The 20,241-nt window shown below is 52.0% G+C and carries 22 protein-coding genes; 7 read left to right on the top strand and 15 right to left on the bottom strand.

Features of this window, described 5'->3' with window-relative positions; all coding sequences use genetic code 11:
• Position 1 precedes the first annotated feature (1 nt).
• On the bottom strand, positions 2 to 748 hold the full coding sequence (gene gpmA / locus ACO0LI_RS25975; RefSeq protein WP_423036289.1) for a 2,3-diphosphoglycerate-dependent phosphoglycerate mutase: 747 nt from the start codon (positions 746 to 748) through the stop codon (positions 2 to 4).
• A gap of 97 nt (positions 749 to 845) precedes the next feature.
• Between gpmA and ACO0LI_RS25970 the strand changes: the two genes are divergently transcribed.
• The 5 genes from ACO0LI_RS25970 (at position 846) to ACO0LI_RS25950 (ending at position 3,801) form a co-directional block, all read left to right on the top strand.
• Positions 846 to 1,253: a rhodanese-like domain-containing protein gene (locus ACO0LI_RS25970; RefSeq protein ID WP_423036287.1), complete on the top strand. Its 408-nt coding sequence runs from the start codon at positions 846 to 848 to the stop codon at positions 1,251 to 1,253.
• Between the two features lie 14 nt (positions 1,254 to 1,267).
• A complete protein-coding gene (gene grxC / locus ACO0LI_RS25965; RefSeq protein ID WP_423036285.1) occupies positions 1,268 to 1,534 on the top strand; it encodes a glutaredoxin 3 in 267 nt (88 codons plus the stop codon).
• 163 nt (positions 1,535 to 1,697) lie between these two features.
• Positions 1,698 to 2,174 carry a protein-export chaperone SecB gene (secB, locus tag ACO0LI_RS25960; protein WP_422950062.1) on the top strand — a complete coding sequence of 159 codons (477 nt, stop codon included), beginning with the start codon at positions 1,698 to 1,700 and terminating at the stop codon, positions 2,172 to 2,174.
• Between the two features lie 61 nt (positions 2,175 to 2,235).
• Positions 2,236 to 2,685 carry an SH3 domain-containing protein gene (locus tag ACO0LI_RS25955; RefSeq protein ID WP_422950354.1) on the top strand — a complete coding sequence of 150 codons (450 nt, stop codon included), beginning with the start codon at positions 2,236 to 2,238 and terminating at the stop codon, positions 2,683 to 2,685.
• A gap of 117 nt (positions 2,686 to 2,802) precedes the next feature.
• Positions 2,803 to 3,801, top strand: a complete 999-nt coding sequence (locus ACO0LI_RS25950) for an NAD(P)H-dependent glycerol-3-phosphate dehydrogenase (protein WP_423036283.1) — start codon at positions 2,803 to 2,805, stop codon at positions 3,799 to 3,801.
• Between the two features lie 31 nt (positions 3,802 to 3,832).
• Here the strand turns inward: ACO0LI_RS25950 and ACO0LI_RS25945 are convergent, their stop codons facing one another.
• From ACO0LI_RS25945 to ACO0LI_RS25895, 11 genes are all read right to left on the bottom strand, one after another.
• Positions 3,833 to 4,012 (bottom strand): hypothetical protein, encoded by a 180-nt coding sequence (locus ACO0LI_RS25945; RefSeq protein ID WP_422950064.1) that lies wholly within the window; start codon positions 4,010 to 4,012, stop codon positions 3,833 to 3,835.
• Between the two features lie 221 nt (positions 4,013 to 4,233).
• Positions 4,234 to 4,743, bottom strand: coding sequence for a GAF domain-containing protein (locus tag ACO0LI_RS25940; RefSeq protein ID WP_423036281.1), 510 nt, complete (start codon positions 4,741 to 4,743; stop codon positions 4,234 to 4,236).
• An 18-nt stretch (positions 4,744 to 4,761) separates the two neighbouring features.
• Positions 4,762 to 4,971 (bottom strand): hypothetical protein, encoded by a 210-nt coding sequence (locus tag ACO0LI_RS25935; RefSeq protein ID WP_423036279.1) that lies wholly within the window; start codon positions 4,969 to 4,971, stop codon positions 4,762 to 4,764.
• Between the two features lie 56 nt (positions 4,972 to 5,027).
• Positions 5,028 to 6,365, bottom strand: coding sequence for an ATP-dependent protease ATPase subunit HslU (gene hslU, locus ACO0LI_RS25930; protein WP_423036277.1), 1,338 nt, complete (start codon positions 6,363 to 6,365; stop codon positions 5,028 to 5,030).
• 13 nt (positions 6,366 to 6,378) lie between these two features.
• Complete coding sequence (gene hslV / locus ACO0LI_RS25925) at positions 6,379 to 6,915, bottom strand: ATP-dependent protease subunit HslV (RefSeq protein ID WP_423036275.1); 537 nt, start codon at positions 6,913 to 6,915, stop codon at positions 6,379 to 6,381.
• A 179-nt stretch (positions 6,916 to 7,094) separates the two neighbouring features.
• Complete coding sequence (locus ACO0LI_RS25920; protein WP_422950069.1) at positions 7,095 to 8,486, bottom strand: hypothetical protein; 1,392 nt, start codon at positions 8,484 to 8,486, stop codon at positions 7,095 to 7,097.
• A gap of 296 nt (positions 8,487 to 8,782) precedes the next feature.
• Positions 8,783 to 10,822, bottom strand: a complete 2,040-nt coding sequence (locus ACO0LI_RS25915) for a TonB-dependent receptor (protein WP_423036273.1) — start codon at positions 10,820 to 10,822, stop codon at positions 8,783 to 8,785.
• A gap of 123 nt (positions 10,823 to 10,945) precedes the next feature.
• On the bottom strand, positions 10,946 to 11,344 hold the full coding sequence (locus tag ACO0LI_RS25910) for a hypothetical protein (protein ID WP_423036272.1): 399 nt from the start codon (positions 11,342 to 11,344) through the stop codon (positions 10,946 to 10,948).
• Between the two features lie 266 nt (positions 11,345 to 11,610).
• The gene (dksA, locus tag ACO0LI_RS25905) at positions 11,611 to 12,015 is read right to left on the bottom strand and encodes an RNA polymerase-binding protein DksA (protein ID WP_110256573.1); all 405 of its coding nucleotides are present in this window, start codon (positions 12,013 to 12,015) and stop codon (positions 11,611 to 11,613) included.
• A gap of 206 nt (positions 12,016 to 12,221) precedes the next feature.
• Positions 12,222 to 13,316, bottom strand: coding sequence for a CobW family GTP-binding protein (locus ACO0LI_RS25900; RefSeq protein ID WP_423036270.1), 1,095 nt, complete (start codon positions 13,314 to 13,316; stop codon positions 12,222 to 12,224).
• 233 nt (positions 13,317 to 13,549) lie between these two features.
• Entirely contained in the window at positions 13,550 to 14,050 is a 501-nt protein-coding gene (locus ACO0LI_RS25895; RefSeq protein WP_422950073.1) for a Fur family transcriptional regulator, read from the bottom strand.
• Between the two features lie 409 nt (positions 14,051 to 14,459).
• On the opposite strand from ACO0LI_RS25895, the gene ACO0LI_RS25890 reads away from it, so the two are divergent.
• Both ACO0LI_RS25890 and ACO0LI_RS25885 read left to right on the top strand, forming a co-directional pair.
• On the top strand, positions 14,460 to 16,436 hold the full coding sequence (locus ACO0LI_RS25890; RefSeq protein ID WP_422950074.1) for a PhoX family protein: 1,977 nt from the start codon (positions 14,460 to 14,462) through the stop codon (positions 16,434 to 16,436).
• 237 nt (positions 16,437 to 16,673) lie between these two features.
• Positions 16,674 to 17,768, top strand: a complete 1,095-nt coding sequence (locus ACO0LI_RS25885; RefSeq protein ID WP_423036268.1) for an OmpA family protein — start codon at positions 16,674 to 16,676, stop codon at positions 17,766 to 17,768.
• Positions 17,769 to 17,780: 12 nt separating this feature from the next.
• On the opposite strand, the gene xerC is transcribed toward ACO0LI_RS25885, so the two are convergent.
• The 3 genes from xerC to dapF are packed head-to-tail and all read right to left on the bottom strand — an operon-like array spanning position 17,781 to position 20,241.
• Positions 17,781 to 18,710: a tyrosine recombinase XerC gene (gene xerC / locus ACO0LI_RS25880; protein WP_423036266.1), complete on the bottom strand. Its 930-nt coding sequence runs from the start codon at positions 18,708 to 18,710 to the stop codon at positions 17,781 to 17,783.
• Between the two features lie 11 nt (positions 18,711 to 18,721).
• Complete coding sequence (locus ACO0LI_RS25875; RefSeq protein ID WP_422950077.1) at positions 18,722 to 19,381, bottom strand: DUF484 family protein; 660 nt, start codon at positions 19,379 to 19,381, stop codon at positions 18,722 to 18,724.
• Positions 19,381 to 20,241, bottom strand: coding sequence for a diaminopimelate epimerase (dapF, locus tag ACO0LI_RS25870; protein WP_423036264.1), 861 nt, complete (start codon positions 20,239 to 20,241; stop codon positions 19,381 to 19,383). The genes ACO0LI_RS25875 and dapF overlap by 1 nt, the downstream gene beginning before the upstream one ends.

Here is a 20,241-nt window from a genome sequence, read left to right as displayed (position 1 = left end):
ATTATTTGGACTTGCCCTGGCTGGCCACAGCTTGCAAGGCCGCGGCGATGGCTTCCTGGTCACCCAGATAATAATGTTTAATTGGCTTCAAGTCGGCATCAAGTTCATACACCAGTGGCTGGCCATTCGGGATATTCAGGTTGACTATGTCGTCATCGCTGATACCGTCAAGCATCTTGATCAGGGCGCGCAGGCTGTTGCCATGGGCAGAGATCAGGATGCGTTTGCCAGCGCGTATGGCTGGTGCAATGCTGTCGTCCCAGGCTGGCATGACGCGGGCCACCGTGTCTTTCAGGCATTCTGTCAGCGGTATCTGGCTGCGGTCCAGGCCGGCATAGCGCGGATCGTTGAACGAGGTGCGGTCATCATCTTCTGCCAGCGGCAGAGGTGGCGTGTCGTAGCTGCGTCGCCATACCAGCACTTGCTCGTCGCCATATTTGGCTGCTGTCTCTGCCTTGTTCAAGCCTTGCAGCGCGCCGTAATGACGTTCATTCAGACGCCAGTCATGGATCACTGGCAACCACATCAAGTCCATTTCATCGAGTGTGCCCCACAGTGTACGAACCGCGCGCTTGAGTACCGAGGTATAGGCCAGGTCAAAAGTCAGGCCGGCTTCTTTCAATAGCTTGCCAGCCTGGGTAGCTTCTGCCACACCTTTAGCTGTCAGGTCAACATCAGTCCAGCCGGTGAAACGGTTGTCCAGATTCCAGGTAGATTCGCCGTGGCGCATTAAAACGATTTTATACATAGTGTGCGGGAAGATGAAATAAGTGAATTAGTATGCGATTGCGGCATCTATTTTATAATGACGCGCTTCTGATAACCATTTTTACTACTGGAATCCTGTGAATTTCATTCTTACCAACTACAATTATGTGTGGTTAGCCCTTGCCCTGATCAGCGGCGGCGCATTGTTAATACCTGCTTTACAAAGACGTGGTGCCAAGGTATCGCATTTTCAAGCCACACAATACATCAATCAGCCCAAAACCCTGGTGCTGGATGTGCGTAGTGCAGAAGAATTTGCTGCCGGTCATTTGCAAAATGCCAAACATATCCCTCTGCCAGAGTTGAATGACCGTCTGAAAGAGATAGAAAAATCAAAAAGCAATGTGGTGATCACGGTATGTGCGTCTGGCGTGCGTTCTTCCAGCGCCGTCGGTTTGCTGAGTAAGGCCGGTTTTACGCAGGTGTTCAGCCTGGAAGGCGGTATAGATTCCTGGAAGTCGCAAGGCTTGCCAACAGTAAAGTAAAGCAGGAGAGCATCATGAAAGCCCATGTAGTCATGTATACCACCGCCGTGTGCCCGTATTGCACAATGGCAGAACGCCTGTTGAAGTCCAAGGGTGTGGACGATATAGAAAAAATCCGTGTCGATCTGGAGCCCGGTGTGCGCGAAGCGATGATGAAAAAGACCGGTCGCCGCACCGTGCCGCAAATCTATGTAGATGACACGCATGTGGGCGGCTTTGATGACCTGTCTGCCCTCGACAGGGCGGGTAAACTTGATCCTTTGCTGAATCCGGTTGATTAAAACCAGATTTTTGCCGGATTTTCTACGGGTTTTGCAGCAAAATTGCTGTTTTTGCAGACTACTTGCTACAATAGCGCGCTGCGATCTTGAAATGGCTGGAAACGGCCCTATCTGCCAGTCTCGCTGTTCATTATTAATCTTTTAGAATTTTAGAAAGTTTCACATGTCTGACGAAAATCTGCAGCCCGTATTCCAAATTCAACGCGTTTATCTGAAAGATTTGTCGCTTGAACAGCCAAATTCCCCAGCTATTTTCCTGGAACAAGAAGCCCCAGGCATAGAAGTTTCTGTTGATGTAGGCTCTGAAAAACTGGCTGATGGCATCTACGAAGCCACAGTAACAGTGACTGTTACTGCAAAAGTCGGCGAAAAAGTTGCTTTCCTGGTTGAAGGCAAACAAGCTGGTATTTTCGAAGCGCGCAATATCCCTGAAGATCAACTCGACCCTCTGCTGGGTATCGGCTGCCCTAACATCGTTTATCCATACCTGCGTTCCAACGTAGCAGATGCGATCACACGTGCTGGCTTCCCTCCTATCCATCTGTCAGAAATCAATTTCGAAGCGTTCTACGCGCAACGCCTGACACTGGCTGCTGAGCAGGCAAATGCCACTACTGAAGCACCTACGACTATTCAGTAATCTGCTTTATTACTACGGGCTTGATCCGGTTTTTGGCCGGGTCGGCTTGATGAAAGCTACCATGCGACGCTTGCTGACGCCTTTGCCTTTGTTGTTATTGATGCTACTTGCGAGTAGTGCGGCGCAGGCTTTGGAATTCCGTTCCGTCGGTGCTTCGCCGGTCATCTTGTACGATGCCCCGTCTGCCAAAGGTGCAAAACTGGCAGTGGCCCCGCGTGGCATGCCGCTGGAAGTGGTGTTTACTTCTGGTACCTGGAGCAAGGTAAGAGATGTCAGCGGTGAAATGAGCTGGGTTGAATCCAAGGATTTGATCACCCGCCGCAGCCTGGTAGTGCGGGCCGCGAATGCCAAAATCAGGGCAGCGGCAGACGAATCTGCGCCGCTGGTCTTTAGTGCCGACAAGCATGTCTTGCTGGAAATGGCCGAGCCCGCTGCTGGTGGTTGGGTCAAAGTGAAACATCGTGACGGCCAGTTAGGCTTTGTCAAAATCAATGAAGTCTGGGGTCTGTAGTGCTATAGTGCCTGGGCTGAATATATAGGCAGATGACAGTTTGCAAAAAAGGACAGCCTGCTGTCCTTTTTTTACATCTTCCCCGGTTATTAAAATAAGCAGGAGTCAGGGACAAGCATGAATATCAGCGTATTGGGTGCAGGTGCCTGGGGTACGGCCATGGCAATTGCCTTTGCTGCAAAAAACAATGTTTTGCTGTGGGGGCGTAATCAGGCTGCGATGTCTGCCATGCAGACAGGCAGGCAAAATAGTGATTATTTAAGTGGTTTCCCTTTTCCTGATAACTTGCAGGTGACGGCAGATTTTGCCGCTGCCATGGCACATGCCGCTGGCGCTGATGGCTTGCTGGTGATTGCCACCTCAGTCTCTGGTTTGCGTCCTACGCTGGAAGCCTGCCGTGCTTACCAGCCAAAAAACATTATCTGGCTATGCAAGGGCTTTGAAGAATCCACGCAGCTTTTGCCGCACCAGGTAGCAGAGCAGGTGCTGGGGCAGGACACTGCCTTCGGTGCCCTGTCTGGCCCCTCGTTTGCACAGGAAGTAGCCAAAGGCCTGCCTTGTGCATTGACGATTGCCTCAAAGTCCAATGAACTCAGCAGCCTGGTGGTACAGGCCCTGCATGTGAATGCCATGCGGGTGTATTCCAGTGACGACGTGGTCGGTGTTGAAGTCGGTGGTGCGGTCAAGAACATCCTGGCGATTGCGACTGGCGTGGCCGATGGCCTGGGTCTGGGCTTGAATGCGCGGGCCGCCCTGATCACCCGTGGCCTGGCAGAAATCAGCCGCCTGGGCGTTGCTCTTGGGGGACGTTCAGAAACCCTGATGGGCCTGACTGGTGTAGGTGATCTGATACTCACCTGTACCGGTGATTTATCGCGCAACCGCAAGGTCGGCCTGGCGCTGGCCCAGGGTAAATCCCTGGACGTCATAGTGCAGGAACTCGGCCATGTTGCTGAAGGCGTTCGTTGTGCGCAGGCAGTAAGGACGCTGGCTCAGCAACTGGGCATACAGATGCCAATTACCGATGCGGTGGCAGGTGTCTTGTTTGACGGGATTTCATTACAGGAAATGATCAGCCGCTTGCTGGCCAGGGATGCAAAACAGGAAACACATTAGGAAACGCATTAAGGAAACGTATTAGAACAGCTTAATAGCGCCGTCGGTATGCAGGCGAATGCAGGACGCGGTTGATGACAGTTTCAGGCACATGGTGCCTGCGCAAGAAATGCATGGCCTTGGCCAGCCCCAGTACTTCAAGATAGTGGATGCCCAGATCGACCATGAAGCGCGTCATCACATCACGCCTGCGCAAAGGCTGCTTGTGCATGTGTAGCATTTTCCGGCGTCTGCATCCTGCCATGATGCCATCTCCCTCGGTCTTCTGAATTTTGCTCAATTTCAATAAACTCAGTGTAGAGCGACAAAGACCGGGCAAAGACAGGAATTAGGCAGTTTTGACATAGCTTAACAAAAAAGACCATGGCTACCATGGTCTTTGTCTGCCCCTCGCCACATTCTGGCTGATTCCACAGGGCACTGGTATTGCTATTATTTTAAATCTGTCGCTGCCGTAAAGATGGCGAGCAGGTTCTCCAGACCCAACTGGTCTTCTGCATCGAAGCGTTTCAGGCGCGGACTGTCGATATCAAAAACGCCATAAATCTCACCGTCCTTGATCAAAGGGATGACTATTTCAGAATTGGATGCTGAATCACAGGCGATGTGTCCCGGGAAGGCATGTACGTCTTCTACCAGTACCGTACGTCTTTCTGCCGCTGCCGTACCACACACGCCGCGTTTGAAAGGGATGCGGGTGCAGGCAACCTTGCCCTGGAATGGGCCCAACAGCAGATCATTCGGGAATTCTGCATCAGGCTTGCTGGCCGGTGCGCACAGATAAAACCCAGCCCAATTCAAATCCGTGATGCTGCTGTAAATGAAGGCAGAAAACTGGGCGGCATTGGTGATCAGATTGCGTTCAGCTTCGAGTACGCTGGCCAACTGGCGCGCCAGCATGGGGTAATCGGGTTTGTCGCTGGCAGCCGGTGTGCTAAACATGGATGTATTCCTGAAGGTTTAATTTTCTTGTTGTTCATCTGTACTGCTTGCAGTGTTTGCCGCAGCAGTAGCAGGGAGTGACAGAGATTTGGTATTTCTTTTCGCAGTCAGGTAATCAGGCAAGACTTTTCTTGCCTGATTAGCCCTGCCTTTGGCCGGGGCCGGGATTTGAGACGGCTCAACGCGGAACTGCATGCGTTGTCGTGTTGCGAGCGCCTTGTTAGCCATCTTGAATCCCGGATTAGGAATTGAAACTAAGATTAAAACTAAGATTAAAACTAAAATTACAGAACGTAGCGTGACAGATCTTCATTCACCGACAAGGCTTCCAGACGTTCATTGACGTAGGCAGCATCGATAGTGACTGTCTTGCCGCTATTCTGGTGAGCATCGAAAGAAATCTCTTCCAGCAGCTTTTCCATGACAGTATATAGACGGCGGGCGCCGATATTTTCTGTCGTTTCATTGACAGAATAAGCGATGCCAGCCAGGCGCTCAACACCTTCAGGCGTGAAGTCTATCTGCACGTCTTCGGTTGCCAGCAAGGCCTGGTATTGACGTGTCAGGCAGGCATCGGTGCCTGTCAGAATACGTTCAAAATCAGCGATGGACAAAGATTCCAGTTCGACACGGATAGGGAAACGGCCCTGCAACTCAGGTATCAGGTCAGACGGCTTGGCCAGATGGAAAGCGCCAGACGCAATGAACAGGATATGGTCAGTCTTGACCATGCCATACTTGGTATTGACGGTAGTGCCTTCTACCAGTGGCAGCAAGTCACGCTGCACACCAGCGCGTGAGACTTCAGCGCCACCAGTCTCTGAACGTGAGGCGATCTTGTCAATCTCATCGAGGAAGACGATGCCGTTTTGCTCTACATTGCGTATCGCTTCCTGTTTCAGTTCTTCTTCATTGACGAGTTTGCCCGCTTCTTCTTCTATCAGGAACTTCATCGCTTCCTTGATTTTCAGCTTGCGTGATTTCTTGCGGCCATTGCCCATGCCCGAGAACATGGTCTTGATCTGCTCGGTCATTTCTTCCATGCCCGGCGGTGCCATGATTTCCATATGGGTCACGCCTTCGGCCACTTCGATTTCAACTTCCTTGTCGTCCAGCGCACCTTCACGCAGGCGCTTGCGGAAAGTCTGGCGGGTGGTATTGTCTGGCGTTGCAGCTTCGGTTTCATTTGGATGGAAGCCAAAATCACGCGCAGGTGGCAACAGGATATCGAGGATGCGGTCTTCCGCCGCATCTTCAGCACGGGCGCGTACCTTGCGGGTAGCTGTTTCGCGGGTTTGCTTGATGCCGATATCGACGAGGTCGCGGATGATGGTATCGACATCGCGGCCTACATAACCAACTTCAGTGAATTTGGTTGCTTCGATTTTGATAAAGGGCGCATCCGCCAGTTTGGCCAAGCGACGGGCGATCTCGGTTTTACCTACGCCTGTCGGCCCTATCATCAGGATATTCTTGGGTGTGATTTCATGGCGCAGCGGTTCTTGCACTTGCTGACGGCGCCAGCGGTTACGCAGGGCGATGGCAACGGCGCGCTTGGCCTTGGACTGGCCAACTACATGTTTATCGAGTTCAGAGACGATCTCTTGCGGGGTCATGTTCATTGCGTATTCCAATTCATTCCAGTGTTTCTATGGTGTGCGACAAGTTGGTATAAATGCACAACTCACCAGCAATAGTCAGGGATTTCTTGACGATGTCGATGGGCGACAAATCGGTATTTTCAAACAGGGCAATCGCAGCGGACTGGGCGAAAGTGCCGCCGGAGCCTATCGCACCTATGCCCTGATTGGGTTCCAGCACATCACCATTGCCAGTAATCACCAGCGTGCTGTCTTTATCGGCTACCAGCAACATGGCTTCCAGGCGGCGCAGCATGCGGTCAGTGCGCCAGTCCTTGGCCAGTTCTACCGATGCGCGCATCAGGTGACCCTGGTGCTTTTCCAGCTTGGATTCAAAACGTTCTATTAATGTAAAAGCGTCAGCCGTGCCGCCAGCAAAACCGGCCAGCACCTTATTGTGATACAGCTTGCGCACCTTGCGGGCAGTGCCCTTCATGACGATATTGCCCAGTGTCACCTGACCGTCGCCGCCCAGGGCAACCAGGTTGCCGCGTCGCACCGTCAAGATCGTGGTGCCGTGAAATTGTTCCATATGAACCTCAAAAAATAGTGCCATTCCTGCACGCGAACATGGATCATGAGCGGGCAGTATAAGCAGGCCAAATTGCCTGATTCGTAGAAAATGGGGTGTTTTTTCTGAATTGCAAGCGTGAACAAACCACGTGTACATATGACAGCAAATGGGCGGGCAAAAGCCCACCTTGCTACAGTTTAGTGCTTGCGGGGGATGATGCTGGCGATGTTTTTCAGGCCCATGGCATTGAACAACATCATGACCAGATAATTGACGCCTTCAAAGCGTATATTCATGCCGGCTTTGCTGGCGATAGGTGCGAGGCCATTCAATAATTGCGCAGAGGCACCGAATTCCACACGTTCGAGACGGGTGCAATCGAGGATCAGCGGGTTGTGCTGTTCTGCCTGCATGGCAATATTGGAAATCAGGAATTCTGTCTTGCCTTCGACCACTTTGGGCATCATGTAGCGGTCAGATGCTTCTTCCTGTGCCGGAGCTTCAGGCAGGGCGCTGGTGACATTGTTCTTTGGCGCTTCAAACGATGGCGGCGACACTTCGAAAGTAATACAGTAATCCATACTGACTTCTTCGAAGGCTTGCTCAAAATGCAGTAATTGCAGGATTTCCAGCAACAACAGCCATGGCGCTTCAGTTTCGTCGCGGCGGCCTACCAGCAAGATACTGCGGATTTTATCTGCCAGGTCTTTGGCGCCGACCAACAACAGGTCATGGCCGGATTTTTTCAAACCCTTGAGGGCGCGCAATAACAGGCCGCAACCTATGGGATCAACTTCCTTGACGCGGGAAAAATCCAGCCGCAGGCTTTTACTCTTGCCTGCTGCTATCTGCAATTTCTCGAGCGATTTGATGGTAGTGCTATCGAGCTTGGCCGGGAAGCTGACATTCGCTACGGTGGTGTCGCCCTGGGCTTCAGCATCATTGTCATTGGCAGTCTGGTTTTCTGGCCACAGTGGTGGAGAGGTTTCAAACTTGTTGGCGTAATCAAGCGACAGGCTTTCAAACTTGTGCTGGTCGTTCGTGATGCGGTACAGGTCAAACAGCATTTGCCAGCCAATTTCCGTGGCACCACCAAGTTCATGGTTATGCACGGCAGACGCCAGCATCTGTTCAGCAACTTCATTCTGGCCACTGGCGAACAGGATGGCTGCTTCTTCAAGTACCGGCACGGTTTCGCTATAGGCGAGGGCAGAGGCCGACATTTCCGAGTTTTGCCCTAACAGATAATCTGTAGGCATCATCATCGGCAATGTGGTCTGGAATTCTACCGGCGGCGCTTTTCTTTCCAGCGGTTGGGTGGGAGCACCCAAATCGGTTTTGGTGATGGTCGGCGGACGGGTCTTGACGATGTCGCGCGACATTTCAAATTCTATGGCGTCAATTTTTCTCTCGGTAGCACGGGCGATATGGCGCTGAGCAATAATCGAATTGCTAAAAACCTCACTGTCCTGGAAACCGCCAATGACGGTATTACCATTCTTGGAGCGCGTCTTTCTCGAAGAAGATTTCTCGGTGGAGCGATCTTCTTGCTTGACACCTTTTTTACCGAAAAGAGAAAAAATCCCCACTTTGTTCCCAAATAAGAATAGAAGCGCTGACCACCCGGTAGCGAATTTGACGAGTGCTTAGTATATTCTGATTTCCGTTCCAATGGTTGACTGGGCTCAACTAGTCCAGACAGTTTTTCTTGAAATGTTCTTTTAATTGCTACGCAAGATCGGTGAAAACCTTGCAAAAAAGCAGCTTTTTTGCAGGAAATGGGGGCGGATGCCGCCTCCCATACCTACAGCTTATGAATTAATAACCTAAACGTCAATTACATCTGCTTACATTTTTCTTGCAATTCTTAGCTGATTTTTTAACATTAAAAGCTGACACGCAGTCCTGCCAGTACATTTCTGCCGGGCTGAGGCAGGGTTTCTTTCAAAACTGAAGTAGAAAGACGGATATCCTGGTTCAGCAAATTCTTCGCCATCAGGAACCAGGTCAGCTGCATATTCTGATAAGGATGGGTATAAGTCAGGCTGGCATCAACCTTGGTATACGCCGGTGTAACAAAACCTTCAAAACTGGCCAGCCTGTCCTGGCGCAAGGCATGCAAGACATCGACGCCAGCACGCCATGCCCCAGTGCGGTAGCCAATGTCAAAACCGGTACGTGTGGCTGGTTGCAATGGCAGGTTGCCCATATTGTCCAGGCTGCCGCGTGAGTAATCGGCAAAAGCGCGGCCTGACCAGCCTTCACCCAGCAAGTTGTAACTAATCTCGGCTTCACCGCCACGTATGGTCGCAGATGCCTGCGACCAGTTGCGCAGCGTAAATTCTGCGTCAGCATCAGGAATGCCTGCTTCATCTACCTTGATACCATTGGTATGGCCGTAGATGTAATTATTGACCTTGTTCAGGAAGGCATTGATCTTCCAGCGCAGCACGCCATGGGTTTTTTGTATGCTGAACTCCAGATTGCGCGAGGCTTCTTTTTTCATGTCGGCATTGCCGATATCAAAAGTCGCAGTCGATTCATGGGGCCCGGCGGAATACAATTCTTCTGTCGCCGGGGCACGTTGCGCCCATGACAGGCTCAGGCCTGCGCCATAAGATTTATCGAATTGCCACAAGCCACCAACAGAAGCCGAGAATAAATTGAATTCACGCGCCTTCAGGCCTGTGCTTGCATCCGGTGTGCGCTTCACATTTTCAAAGCGCATACCTGTGCTGGCCATGACATCGGCAATCTGCTTTTGCTCGACAAAGAACAGGGCAACTGAATTGGATTTGGTACTTGGTACCGTATCGGCGCGGCCAGTCGTGGCAGACAAAGCAGAGAATTTCACCTGTTCAGTCTGCAGACCCCAGCTACCCTGCCAGCCCGCCCAGGACGGGTGGGACAACAAAATGCGGCTTTCCAGCATCTGGTTCTTGAAGTCAGTAACGGGTGTGCCGTCCTCGGCTTTTTCTGTGTGCTTATAGTCGGTGGCGCTGAATTTGTATTTCAGTGTATCGAAACCGCTCAATGGCGAATTGAGCAAACCATCAATGTCGAGGCGGTTTTGCTTCAAGTCGATGAAGGAGCGTTCTGCCGTTGGTATGCCATAGTGGTCATTCAGGGTTTGGACTGCGGCACCGACATAACCCCAGGACTGTATGACAGACGCACCCAAAGCCAGTGAAGATTCACGAGTGAAGCTGGACGGCACGCGACCACTGCCTGAGCCTGGGTCGCTCAAAGAGATATTGCCGGGTATTTTATAGTTGCCCGTTTCACGGCTGGCACCGTCTGCATGCAGGCCGATCACGCCACTGGAACCATCCAGCGAGAATGACAAACTCTTTTCCGAATTGACACTGCCGAAGCGAACTTCACCTTCACCCGTCATTTTCTTGTTCAGGATAGTTGGTATGCGGTTGTCGATGACATTCACCAGGCCACCAATCGCACCACTGCCGTACAGCAAGGCGGCAGGGCCACGCAAGACTTCTATCTGCTGGGCAGTCGCGCTTTCGCTGGCAACTGCATGATCATTCGACAGGCTGGATACGTCAGCCACACCCATGCCATTTTGCAGGATCTTGACACGCGGGCCCTCCAGGCCACGGATGATGGGGCGGGAGGCACCGGCACCAAACCCGGATGCTGATACGCCGAGTTCAGCCCCCAGGGTGTCTCCGAGTGAAGTGCCAACCTTGGCCCTGAGCTCTGGCCCTGACAATATCTTGGCCGGAGTGAGCACTTGCATATTCTCGTCCGAGCTGATCGGGTTGGAAGTGACGGTAACTGTATTGATGGTGCCAGATGCAGAGTCGCTGGTGGAGCTTGTCTGGGCATATGCCTGCGAGGCGGGTGTCAGTACAGGCGTCAAAAGTGCCAGCACTGCGCTGGTGATCAGAGTGCGTTGAAAAACCATGTTATTTCCTGTTTGCAATATAAACCAAAGGGTGGCGCGCAATGAGCGGCGACCTTCCTGATGTAAAAAATACATCAGGAAAATATGATAGCCAGAGCACCACGCAGGGTGTTCTGGCGCTGGTCAGGCAAACAGGGAAGGTGGGGCGCGGGAAGAAAAGGGAACTTGCAGCAGGGCATGCCAGCTCAGCATTGCAGGGCTGGGGCCGACGATAGCCTTCCCAGCCAGCAGTTTTATGGCATCTGGTATATGTTGCAGGAATTCGGCAGCACTGACAGCATCGTACAAGGCGCAGGAGTGCAGGGTATTGCCATTCTCATCCTGGCTGCCAGACTGGAAAAGGAAGGCCCCCAGTTGCGCAGTTTGCGGCAAGCCACCAGTAACTATCTGGCTGCTGGCACCACCTGCATGTGAGATACGATGTGCCAGCCCCAGCCATTGCGTAAATAACAGCGCAGGCAGCAGAACACACAGCAACCATCGTTTGCTGTTTTTCATGCTGATCTGGGTGGGGCGTAACATCTTGGGATTACATTTCCAGTGAATACCGGGTCAAATGAATACCGGGTCAAATTCAGGTCAAAAAATTAATCAATATCTGTAGCAAAAAACCGACAATACACCCGCATTATGACAGCCGGATGGCATGGTCTTGCATGATTTGGAAACAATTATCTGATAAAAGTTCAATCGCATGCAACATGGTTGCATTCAATTCCAATAAAAAAGCGCGCAGTTGCCACCGCACGCTTTTGCGAATCAGAAGCGCTGGAGATTGATGCTAAAGCTCAGTCACCGTACAGCTTTTGTTTCATTTCACGTCTTTGCTGTGCTTCCAGCGACAGAGTCGCTGTTGGACGCGCCAGCAGGCGTGGTACGCCAATTGGTTCACCGGTTTCTTCGCACCAGCCGTAATCGCCTTCATCAATACTATTGATGGATTGCTGTACTTTTTTCAGCAATTTGCGTTCACGATCGCGGGTGCGCAATTCCAGCGCATGTTCTTCCTCTATCGTGGCACGGTCTGCCGGATCTGGTACCAATACGGTTTCACGAAGATGCTCGGTGGTTTCGTCGGCGTTCTTCAATAAATCCTTCTCAAGCTGCTGCAAACGGGCCTTGAAAAATGCCAGTTGTGCAGCGTTCATATAGTCCTTCTCGCCCATCTTGAGGATTTCTTCCTCTGTGAGCAGAGCTTCAGGTGCGCTGACTGTAGCAGTCGATTTAGGTGATTTAGTTGCCACTTCGCTAACTTTCGATACGACGGGTTAATACATAGAACAAATCTGAAACAACATTTGTCCCAGACAATTATCCTCCCCTTATTGATAAAGTAAATGACATTTGCATGAATGCCACTTGCACGACAGACAACGTCTGACTTCAATAGCCCGCTAGTTTATACCAAACAATGCTCCAAACCTTCAATAAATATGTCTTTGGGTAGATTTTTGCCAATAAATACCATCTTGCTTTCACGCAATTCATCTTCTCCCCACTTGGCACCGACATCAGTGCCCATGATTTGATGCACGCCCTGGAAAATGACCTTGCGGTCTGCCCCTTCCATCAGCAATACCCCTTTATAGCGCAACATGCGTGGTCCAAAGACTTGCACCAGGCCGCCCAGGAATTCATCAAGCTGCCCGGTATTGAAGGGGCGCGTGCTTTTGAAGACAAAGGCGGCGATATCGTCAGAATGATGGGCGTGATGATGGTTATGTACCTGCGGGGCATGGTCACCGTGCTCGCCATGTTGCTTGTGGTGGTGATGTTCATGCGTGCAATCTGCATCGCAAGCTTCATGATCGTGCTTGTGCTCGTGTTCTGCTTCTTCAGCACGCAGGAAGTCGGGGTCGAGATCCAGCTTGGCATTCAGGTTGAAGCCTTTCAAGTCCAGCACTTCCCTGATGGCGATCTTGCCAAAGTCGACGGCAGTGATAGGGGCACGCGGGTTCATGCGGGTCAGGCGGGCACGCAATGCAGCCACTGCTTCTGTATCAACCAGATCAGTTTTCGATAACAGGATCTTGTCGGCAAAGCCAACCTGGCGTTGGGCTTCTTCATGTTCATCGAGCTGCTGCATGCCATGGCGCGCATCAACCACTGTGACCACCGCATCAAGCATGTAATAAGTGCCGACTTCTTCATCGACAAAAAAAGTCTGTGCTACCGGGCCAGGGTTGGCCAGGCCTGTGGTTTCTATGATCACGCGGTCAAAACTCAGTTTGCCTTCATTCTTTTGCTGTATCAGTTTGCTCAACGCGACGATCAGATCGCCACGGACCGTGCAACAGACACAGCCATTATTCATTTCTACGATTTGTTCATTGCTGTCCTGCACCAGGATTTCATTGTCTATGTTTTCCTGGCCAAATTCATTCTCGATAACGGCAATCTTGTGGCCGTGATCTTCCTGCAGTATGCGGTTTAACAGCGTGGTTTTACCTGCACCCAGAAAGCCGGTCAGGATAGTGGTAGGGATTAATGCCATGATTTTTCTCTAATACTCAACAAGTTCTTGTACTGTTTAGGAATTACGAAAAATTGTCCCAGCAAGGCCGTTGCTTCAAGAAACATCCCTTGCAAGGGATGTTCGTTACGTCGGCGGACAACATGTTGTCCGAAATCCCGACTTCACCGCAGCGACGAAGACAGTACCTTAGTACAAGGTCTTGTAAACTGCAGGAGCTGCAACGCAGCTGGGGCGGTTTTTCGTAGTTCCTTCTATTTGGCGCAGTCGGCGCACCAGCCTTTGATGGTCAGCTCTATGTCGTGACTTTTAAAACCGCGTCCCAGTGTGGTCTGCAAGGTTGCCTGCAATTGCTCACGCAGGCCAGGTGGTTGTTTGGCGTCATCGAGACAAAATACCCTGGCGCAGCGGGTGCATTTGAAATGCCCGTGTTGATGCTGGGCCGGATGGTCCTTGTTGCCCGCTGTCTCACTACCCGTGCTGTATCTGAACACTCTGTCATCGCCAGAAATTTTATGCGCCAGGCCGGCATCAGTCAGGCAATCCAGTGCCCGGTACAGGGTAACCCTGTCCATGTCGGGCAAGGCATCCTGCACTTCCAGGTGCGACAGTGCGCGCTGGCTGGACAAGAGTTCAGACAAGACATTCAGGCGTGCATCAGTCACACGCACGCCAGCTCCCGACAGCAGGATAGAGGCTGCGCCCTGATGATGGGCAGTTGTGGCAGGTTTGGCTCGGGTAGAGGGTGATTTCATAGTCATTCCATCGTTTGCTGGCAGGCGTAAGAGCATGCTGCTTACGGTCCAAGTACAGTTTAAGTACGGTGTACGTGCTGTCTCTCGTCTGCTTTCTATATGTGCTTATTATGCCTCAAAAATGCAATTCAGTTGCAAAAGTGTTGACCAGCGATGCCGGAATTGAGCAGGGCGGGATTTGTGCAAAGAATTTTCCGGCCAGGAGTAGCAAGCGATTTGGGTGTTTGGCGCACGTGTTGTAAAGAAAAAATCCCGCGTTTCACTTGCCTGTCACATTCACTTCTTATACTCCTGCCCGAACTTGCCCATACTCATAGCAAGGTTTTAATCGCAAATTCAGGCGCGTAATTGGTGACCTTCAGTCTCCGGTTGGCTCATTTTGTCGCAATCAACTTTTGGAATTCGAATCATGTCAGATCAACCTCAAGCCGGTCGCCGTCAGGCACTTAAATTCCTTGCTGGCGCTCCTTTGCTGCCGCTGGGCGCGTTTTCCACGGCCTCATTGCTGAGTGCATGTGGCGGTAGCTCGACAGCAGCAGCGCCTGCGACGGTAACGCCAGTCGCAGCGAATTTTGTTGGCGCAGAATTTACTGCGATGCCAGCACCATCTCTGGCAAACGCTGCAGCAATGGCGACCACGACCGTGGGTTCGACATTGAGCGTCAATTTCAGCGACAATAGCTCACAAACTTTCAAACTGGCTTACCAGCCTTTCTTCCTGACTGGTGACCTGGTGCCAAATGGCAGCGGCGGCACTATCCTGGCTGGCGGCTACTACGATATCAATAACAAGCCTATCATCGACAAGACTGTGGCTGGCAAAGAACGCCAGTTCTTCTCGGATTCTCCTGATGGCACATCCCTGCTGGCAGTGGCAAACCCTACAGTCACAGGTATCAAAGGCAAGGCAGTATTCGCTGTTGTGCAGTTTGAATACACGACCTGGGCGCAAGATGGCACGACAGACATGTATGGCAAACTGCCTTCTCCTATCGCTGTACTGACACTGGATCAAGACCAGGCTACTGGCAAACTGTCCCTGGTGAAATACCATAATGTTGACATGTCCAAGGTCAATGGCCTGTGGATCACTTGTGGTGCGAGTCTGTCGCCTTGGGGCACGCATTTGTCGAGTGAAGAATACGAACCGGATGCATTCACCATCTCTACCAATACTCAGTTCAAAGCCTACAGTACCAATCTGTTTGGCGATGAAAACAAGGCCAATCCTTACCACTATGGCCACATGCCAGAAATCACTGTCAACCCTGACGGTACTGGTACAGCGAAAAAACACTATTGCATGGGCCGTCTGTCGCATGAGCTGGTACAAGTCATGCCTGATAACCGTACCGCACTGATGGGTGATGATGCCACTAACGGTGCTATCTTCATTTTCGTGGCCGACAAAGAAAAAGACCTGTCTTCCGGTTCCCTGTATGTTGCAAAAATCGGTGCTGGTTTCTCTATCGACCCAGCTGCTGCCGGTGCTGCTCTGACCTGGATCAAGCTCGGCTCTGCCACAAGTGCAGAAATCGAAGCCATGGCAAACACCCTGAAGCCTGCCGACATCATGGAAGTGGCAACAGCCGATCCTAAAGATGCGACCTTCACCAAGATTTACTTCAGTGGCAAAGTGCAGTGGATCAAGATCAAACCAGGCATGGAAAAAGCAGCCGCCTTCCTGGAAACCCACCGTTACGCAGCTTACATGGGTGGCAGCATGGCCCTGACCAAGCTCGAAGGTACGACAGTCAATGCCAAAGACAAGATCGCTTACTCTGCTTTGCAAAACATGCAAAGCTCCATGGTGCGTGGCAATGCCGCCTGGAATGAAGCCTTTGGTGTGACGCTGGAAAAAGCCGTGAATGCCGGCGCAGTATTGGCCCACACCCTTGCTGGAGGCCAGAAAGATACTGCCGGTGCTGCCATCAACAGCGACTGGGTACCAACCGTAACCAAGACCCTGCTGATCGGTGAAGATATCACTGCTGATGCGCTGGGTAACCTGGCTAATCCAGACAAGATCGGTGCACCTGACAATCTGAAGTTCTCAGAAAAACTGCGTACCCTGTTCATTGGTGAAGACAGCAGCTACCATGTGAATAACTTCCTGTGGGCTTATAACGTCGATACCAAGAAACTGTCACGTGTTGCCTCCATGCCTTCCGGTGCTGAAGCGACTGGCTTGTCAGTGGTGGATGACTTGAATGGCTGGACTTACATCACCAGCAACTTCCAGCACGCAGGTGACTGGCTGGCGATCCACTCCATCGTCAAGCCGACGCTGGATCCACTGGTACGCGCCAACTACAAAGACCGTTTCGCTTCTGCCGTTGGTTACCTGACAGCGGATGTCAGCAGCGTCAAGCTGGCCAAGGCATAAATAATAAAGTTTTGGTATTGATGTAGGGAAAAAGCAGCGGAGTCGCTGCTTTTTCTTTTTTTGCGCTAAGTTATAGACAAGCCTGTAACGGTGTTTGTAACCGAGCTCCGAACTGAGCTTATAGCTGCGTTTGTAACTGAAATTGTAACTGAGTATCACTACCCACTTTCCAGAAATATCCTGTGCTACATTAACAAGCTATTGTTGAAAATTCATTTTCCAGGAGCCTCGGATATCATGTATATCATGCACAAAGCGCTGAAATCATCCCTGCTAATTCTGTCCCTGCTTCTGTTCCTGCTTCTGTCCACATCAATCAATCCGCTGGCCTTTGCAGCAACAGATCCGGCTCATGAAAAGGTATTTACGACGGATGCGCCGAATGCCAAGGATCACCCTCTGACCGGGCGTTACCAGGGTTCCAGCATCATGCTGCAGACGCGCAAGGCATTCGATGAAATTTCTTTCCCGGTTGGGCCTGCAACTGAGCCGGACTACAGCAGCAATAAAAAATTCTCCAAGTTGCTAAAAGCTGAGGGTACGGTGACCCGCACTGTCTATATGGTGCCCAAAGGGCGCTCTTCGCTGGAAGTGTTTCGCAATTTCACTGACAATCTGGCCAGCAAAGGTTTCAAGCCCGTATTCCAGTGCGATAGCGATAGCTGTGGCCCATCCTTCAAGAGCCTGAAATACAACTGGAATGACGTTCGTACTCATGTGCAGGGCGAGGGTTACGACGTGACCCGCAATCGTTTTGTACAGGCCGTATTTGATGGTGCCAAGGATATCCGTTATGCCTTGCTGCAAAAAGGCGCAGGTGCAGCGACGACTTATGTGGGTGTATATGCCGCACTCAATTCTGGTGGCACCATGGGTGATCTTACTGACAGCATGAGCGACCGTGTGTCCGTGCTGGTAGAAGTGCTGGAACCAAAAGCCATGGAACAGAATATAGTCACCGTCGATGCCGACGCCATCAGCAAGGAATTGGCAGCGAATGGTGCGGTCAGTTTTTATGGCCTGTATTTTGATACCGACAAAGCCATCATCAAACCAGAATCCAAACCGCAACTGGATCAAATGGCGAAATACCTGAAAGCCAATACCGCAGCAGTATATATCGTCGGCCATACCGACACCCAGGGTGTGCTTGACTACAATATGACACTGTCAGGCAAGCGTGCCCAGGCGGTGGTTGATGCACTCAAAGGCTATGGCATTGCCGATGCGCGTCTGATCGCCAAAGGCGTGGGGCCGCTGGCGCCGCGTGCTTCTAATGCGGCAGATGCTGGCCGTGCCAAAAACAGGCGCGTGGAAATGGTATTACGTTAAGCTAATTACCGCCTATTTCTTGGCACGTGGATGCGTCTGGTCATAGACTTTGGCCAGATGCTGGAAATCCAGAGAGGTATACACCTGGGTCGCCGCAATAGAGCTGTGGCCCAGCATTTCCTGCACGGCACGCAAGTCGCCGGAAGATTGCAAGACATGTGAAGCAAACGAATGTCGCAACATATGTGGATGCACATTCGCCGGGATATCCAGGCTTTGCGCATGTGCTTTCAGACGCAGTTGTATCAGGCGAGTGGAAATGCGGGTGCCGCGTTCTGTTAAAAACAGCGGGTGCGGGTCAGCCTTGACCAGTGTCGCCCTTATCGCCAGCCAGTCTTGCAAGGCAGCCAGCGCGGGTTTGCCTACCGGGACTATGCGTTGCTTGCCGCCTTTACCGGTGACGCGGACTTCGGCTTCCTGCATATCTACCCAGCCCGCCGAGCTATAGCCGGATTCTGTGACAGCTGCCACATCCAGGCTGGCCAGCTCAGATACCCGCAAACCACTGGAATACAAGAGTTCAAACATCGCACGGTTGGCGCGCGCGGTAGGCTGGTCACCGCCCTTGTGGGCTACCAGGCGCACCGCATCATCTGCTCCCAGGGCTTTGGGCAAGGGCTTGCTTTTCTTGGGGGCGCGCACGCCTTCGACCGGGTTGGCCGCCAGATTGCGTTCTTCTGTCAGCCAGCGGTAAAAGCCGCGCCAGCTCGACAGTTTGCGGGCTATGCTGCGGGCGTTTTGTCCACCCGCATGCATTTGTGCGGCGAAGCGGCGTATATGATGGGTGGTCAGGCTGGCCAGATCGATTTTCCCGGCCTGATCAGCGAGCTTGATAAGCTCGCGTAAATCCAGCAGGTAACTGTCCAGCGTGTGTGGTGATAATTGTCTTTGACTACGCAAGACTTCCAGATAAAGGCTCAGATAATCGTCTTGCGTATTCATGTACGGCTTACTTAGATATCGACCAGGCAGCTCAGCGCAGCGCTGCTGGTGTCGGCAATCTTGCTCAGGAAATCCGTTGCCATGTCCTTGGTATAGCGGTTAGGGTCGGGTGAGCCCAGTACCAGTAAACCAAAAGTCGGGCCATTGCCAGACAAACGCAGGGGCAGCATGGCCAGTGACTCAACCGGCTGCTCTGTCTCTATCCAGCCCGCTGCTTCAAAATCATGGTTCTTGCCGCAATAAGGCGTGGTCAGGCCCTTGGCAAACAACTGTGCATCATCGCTGGTAGTGCTGGCAAACCAGGTATGGGCAAAATCCTCAGCCACACCCCACAGGCGCAGGGTGGCATGTGGCAGGTTGAAGATATCCTGCAAGCCCTGAGTCAGTACATGGGGTAAATCGACGTCGTTTCGGGCGAGCAGCAGCGCGCGCGTCCAGGTCTGGAACTTTTGGCTGATGTCATGGTTTTCTTCTGCGATGCGCAGCAAATCTGCCATGCGCAATTCCAGGCTGCGATATTTTTCGCGTACGACCTCCATTTGCCTTTCCTGCAAGGAAATGGCACGCCCCATGACAGGGCTGGTCAGTTTGATGGAACCCAGCAACTCTGCATGTTCTTCAAAAAAATGCGGATGCTGTATCAGGTAGGTGGCGATATCAGTGGAATTCATCATGTTTTTGTTAAATTAATTTCGCCTTCAAAGACGGTCACTGCCGGGCCGCTGAGGAATACTGGCTGGCCTTCACCCTCCCAGGCAATGGAAAGTTCACCACCGCGCATGCTGACACGTACCGGGCTATCCAGCAAGCCCCGGCGCAGGCCAGCCACAGCGGCGGCACAGGCACCAGTACCACAGGCCAGGGTTTCACCGGCACCACGTTCAAACACGCGCAGCCGTATGTGCTGGCGATCCACAACCTCCATGAAGCCAGCATTGACGCGGCGCGGGAAGCGAGGATGCTGCTCGATCAGAGGACCATCAGCAGCAACGGGGAAGTCATCGACCGAGGCTACTACCTGCACTGCATGGGGATTACCCATGGAAACGGCAGAAACCCAGACCTGTTTGCCATTGATGTCCAGTGGCCACAAGCTGTCATGCCCTTCAGGCCTGGATTCCAGACCTTCGGCATTGAATGGCACCTGAGCTGCTTCCAGTATGGGTGCCCCCATATTGACGGTGATTTTGCCATCTGCCCCCATGCGCGGTTCTATGACGCCGGACATGGTCTGCACCCGTATGGTCGATTTGCTGGTCAGGCCTTTTTCGATGACAAACTGCACAAAAGCTCGTGAGCCATTGCCACATTGTTCGACTTCACCACCGTCAGCGTTATAGATGCGATAGCGAAAATCGACGTCCTGACTTTCAGGTCGTTCTACCACCAGGATCTGGTCTGCCCCTATGCCAAAGCGGCGGTCAGCAATCAGCCGCCAATGCGCAGGCGTGAAATTGATGTGCTGGTTAATCGCATCGATAACGACAAAGTCATTACCGGCACCATGCATTTTGGTGAATTTGAGTTTCAT

The organism is Undibacterium sp. Tian12W, assembly GCF_049339405.1.
Taxonomy (GTDB): Bacteria; Pseudomonadota; Gammaproteobacteria; order Burkholderiales; family Burkholderiaceae_D; genus Undibacterium.
Note: the sequence above shows the minus strand (reverse complement) of the source record. Positions and strands in the feature narration are given on the sequence as shown.

Excerpts from the sequence above, each read along its gene's own strand:
- gpmA (WP_423036289.1), bottom strand. The coding sequence starts at position 748 with ATGTATAAAATCGTTTTAATGCGCCACGGCGAATCTACCTGGAATCTG.
- grxC (WP_423036285.1), top strand. The coding sequence starts at position 1,268 with ATGAAAGCCCATGTAGTCATGTATACCACCGCCGTGTGCCCGTATTGC.
- secB (WP_422950062.1), top strand. The coding sequence starts at position 1,698 with ATGTCTGACGAAAATCTGCAGCCCGTATTCCAAATTCAACGCGTTTAT.
- ACO0LI_RS25955 (WP_422950354.1), top strand. The coding sequence starts at position 2,236 with ATGCGACGCTTGCTGACGCCTTTGCCTTTGTTGTTATTGATGCTACTT.
- ACO0LI_RS25950 (WP_423036283.1), top strand. The coding sequence starts at position 2,803 with ATGAATATCAGCGTATTGGGTGCAGGTGCCTGGGGTACGGCCATGGCA.
- ACO0LI_RS25945 (WP_422950064.1), bottom strand. The coding sequence starts at position 4,012 with ATGCACAAGCAGCCTTTGCGCAGGCGTGATGTGATGACGCGCTTCATG.
- ACO0LI_RS25940 (WP_423036281.1), bottom strand. The coding sequence starts at position 4,743 with ATGTTTAGCACACCGGCTGCCAGCGACAAACCCGATTACCCCATGCTG.
- ACO0LI_RS25935 (WP_423036279.1), bottom strand. The coding sequence starts at position 4,971 with ATGGCTAACAAGGCGCTCGCAACACGACAACGCATGCAGTTCCGCGTT.
- hslU (WP_423036277.1), bottom strand. The coding sequence starts at position 6,365 with ATGAACATGACCCCGCAAGAGATCGTCTCTGAACTCGATAAACATGTA.
- hslV (WP_423036275.1), bottom strand. The coding sequence starts at position 6,915 with ATGGAACAATTTCACGGCACCACGATCTTGACGGTGCGACGCGGCAAC.
- ACO0LI_RS25915 (WP_423036273.1), bottom strand. The coding sequence starts at position 10,822 with ATGGTTTTTCAACGCACTCTGATCACCAGCGCAGTGCTGGCACTTTTG.
- ACO0LI_RS25910 (WP_423036272.1), bottom strand. The coding sequence starts at position 11,344 with ATGTTACGCCCCACCCAGATCAGCATGAAAAACAGCAAACGATGGTTG.
- ACO0LI_RS25900 (WP_423036270.1), bottom strand. The coding sequence starts at position 13,316 with ATGGCATTAATCCCTACCACTATCCTGACCGGCTTTCTGGGTGCAGGT.
- ACO0LI_RS25895 (WP_422950073.1), bottom strand. The coding sequence starts at position 14,050 with ATGAAATCACCCTCTACCCGAGCCAAACCTGCCACAACTGCCCATCAT.
- ACO0LI_RS25890 (WP_422950074.1), top strand. The coding sequence starts at position 14,460 with ATGTCAGATCAACCTCAAGCCGGTCGCCGTCAGGCACTTAAATTCCTT.
- ACO0LI_RS25885 (WP_423036268.1), top strand. The coding sequence starts at position 16,674 with ATGTATATCATGCACAAAGCGCTGAAATCATCCCTGCTAATTCTGTCC.
- xerC (WP_423036266.1), bottom strand. The coding sequence starts at position 18,710 with ATGAATACGCAAGACGATTATCTGAGCCTTTATCTGGAAGTCTTGCGT.
- ACO0LI_RS25875 (WP_422950077.1), bottom strand. The coding sequence starts at position 19,381 with ATGAATTCCACTGATATCGCCACCTACCTGATACAGCATCCGCATTTT.
- dapF (WP_423036264.1), bottom strand. The coding sequence starts at position 20,241 with ATGAAACTCAAATTCACCAAAATGCATGGTGCCGGTAATGACTTTGTC.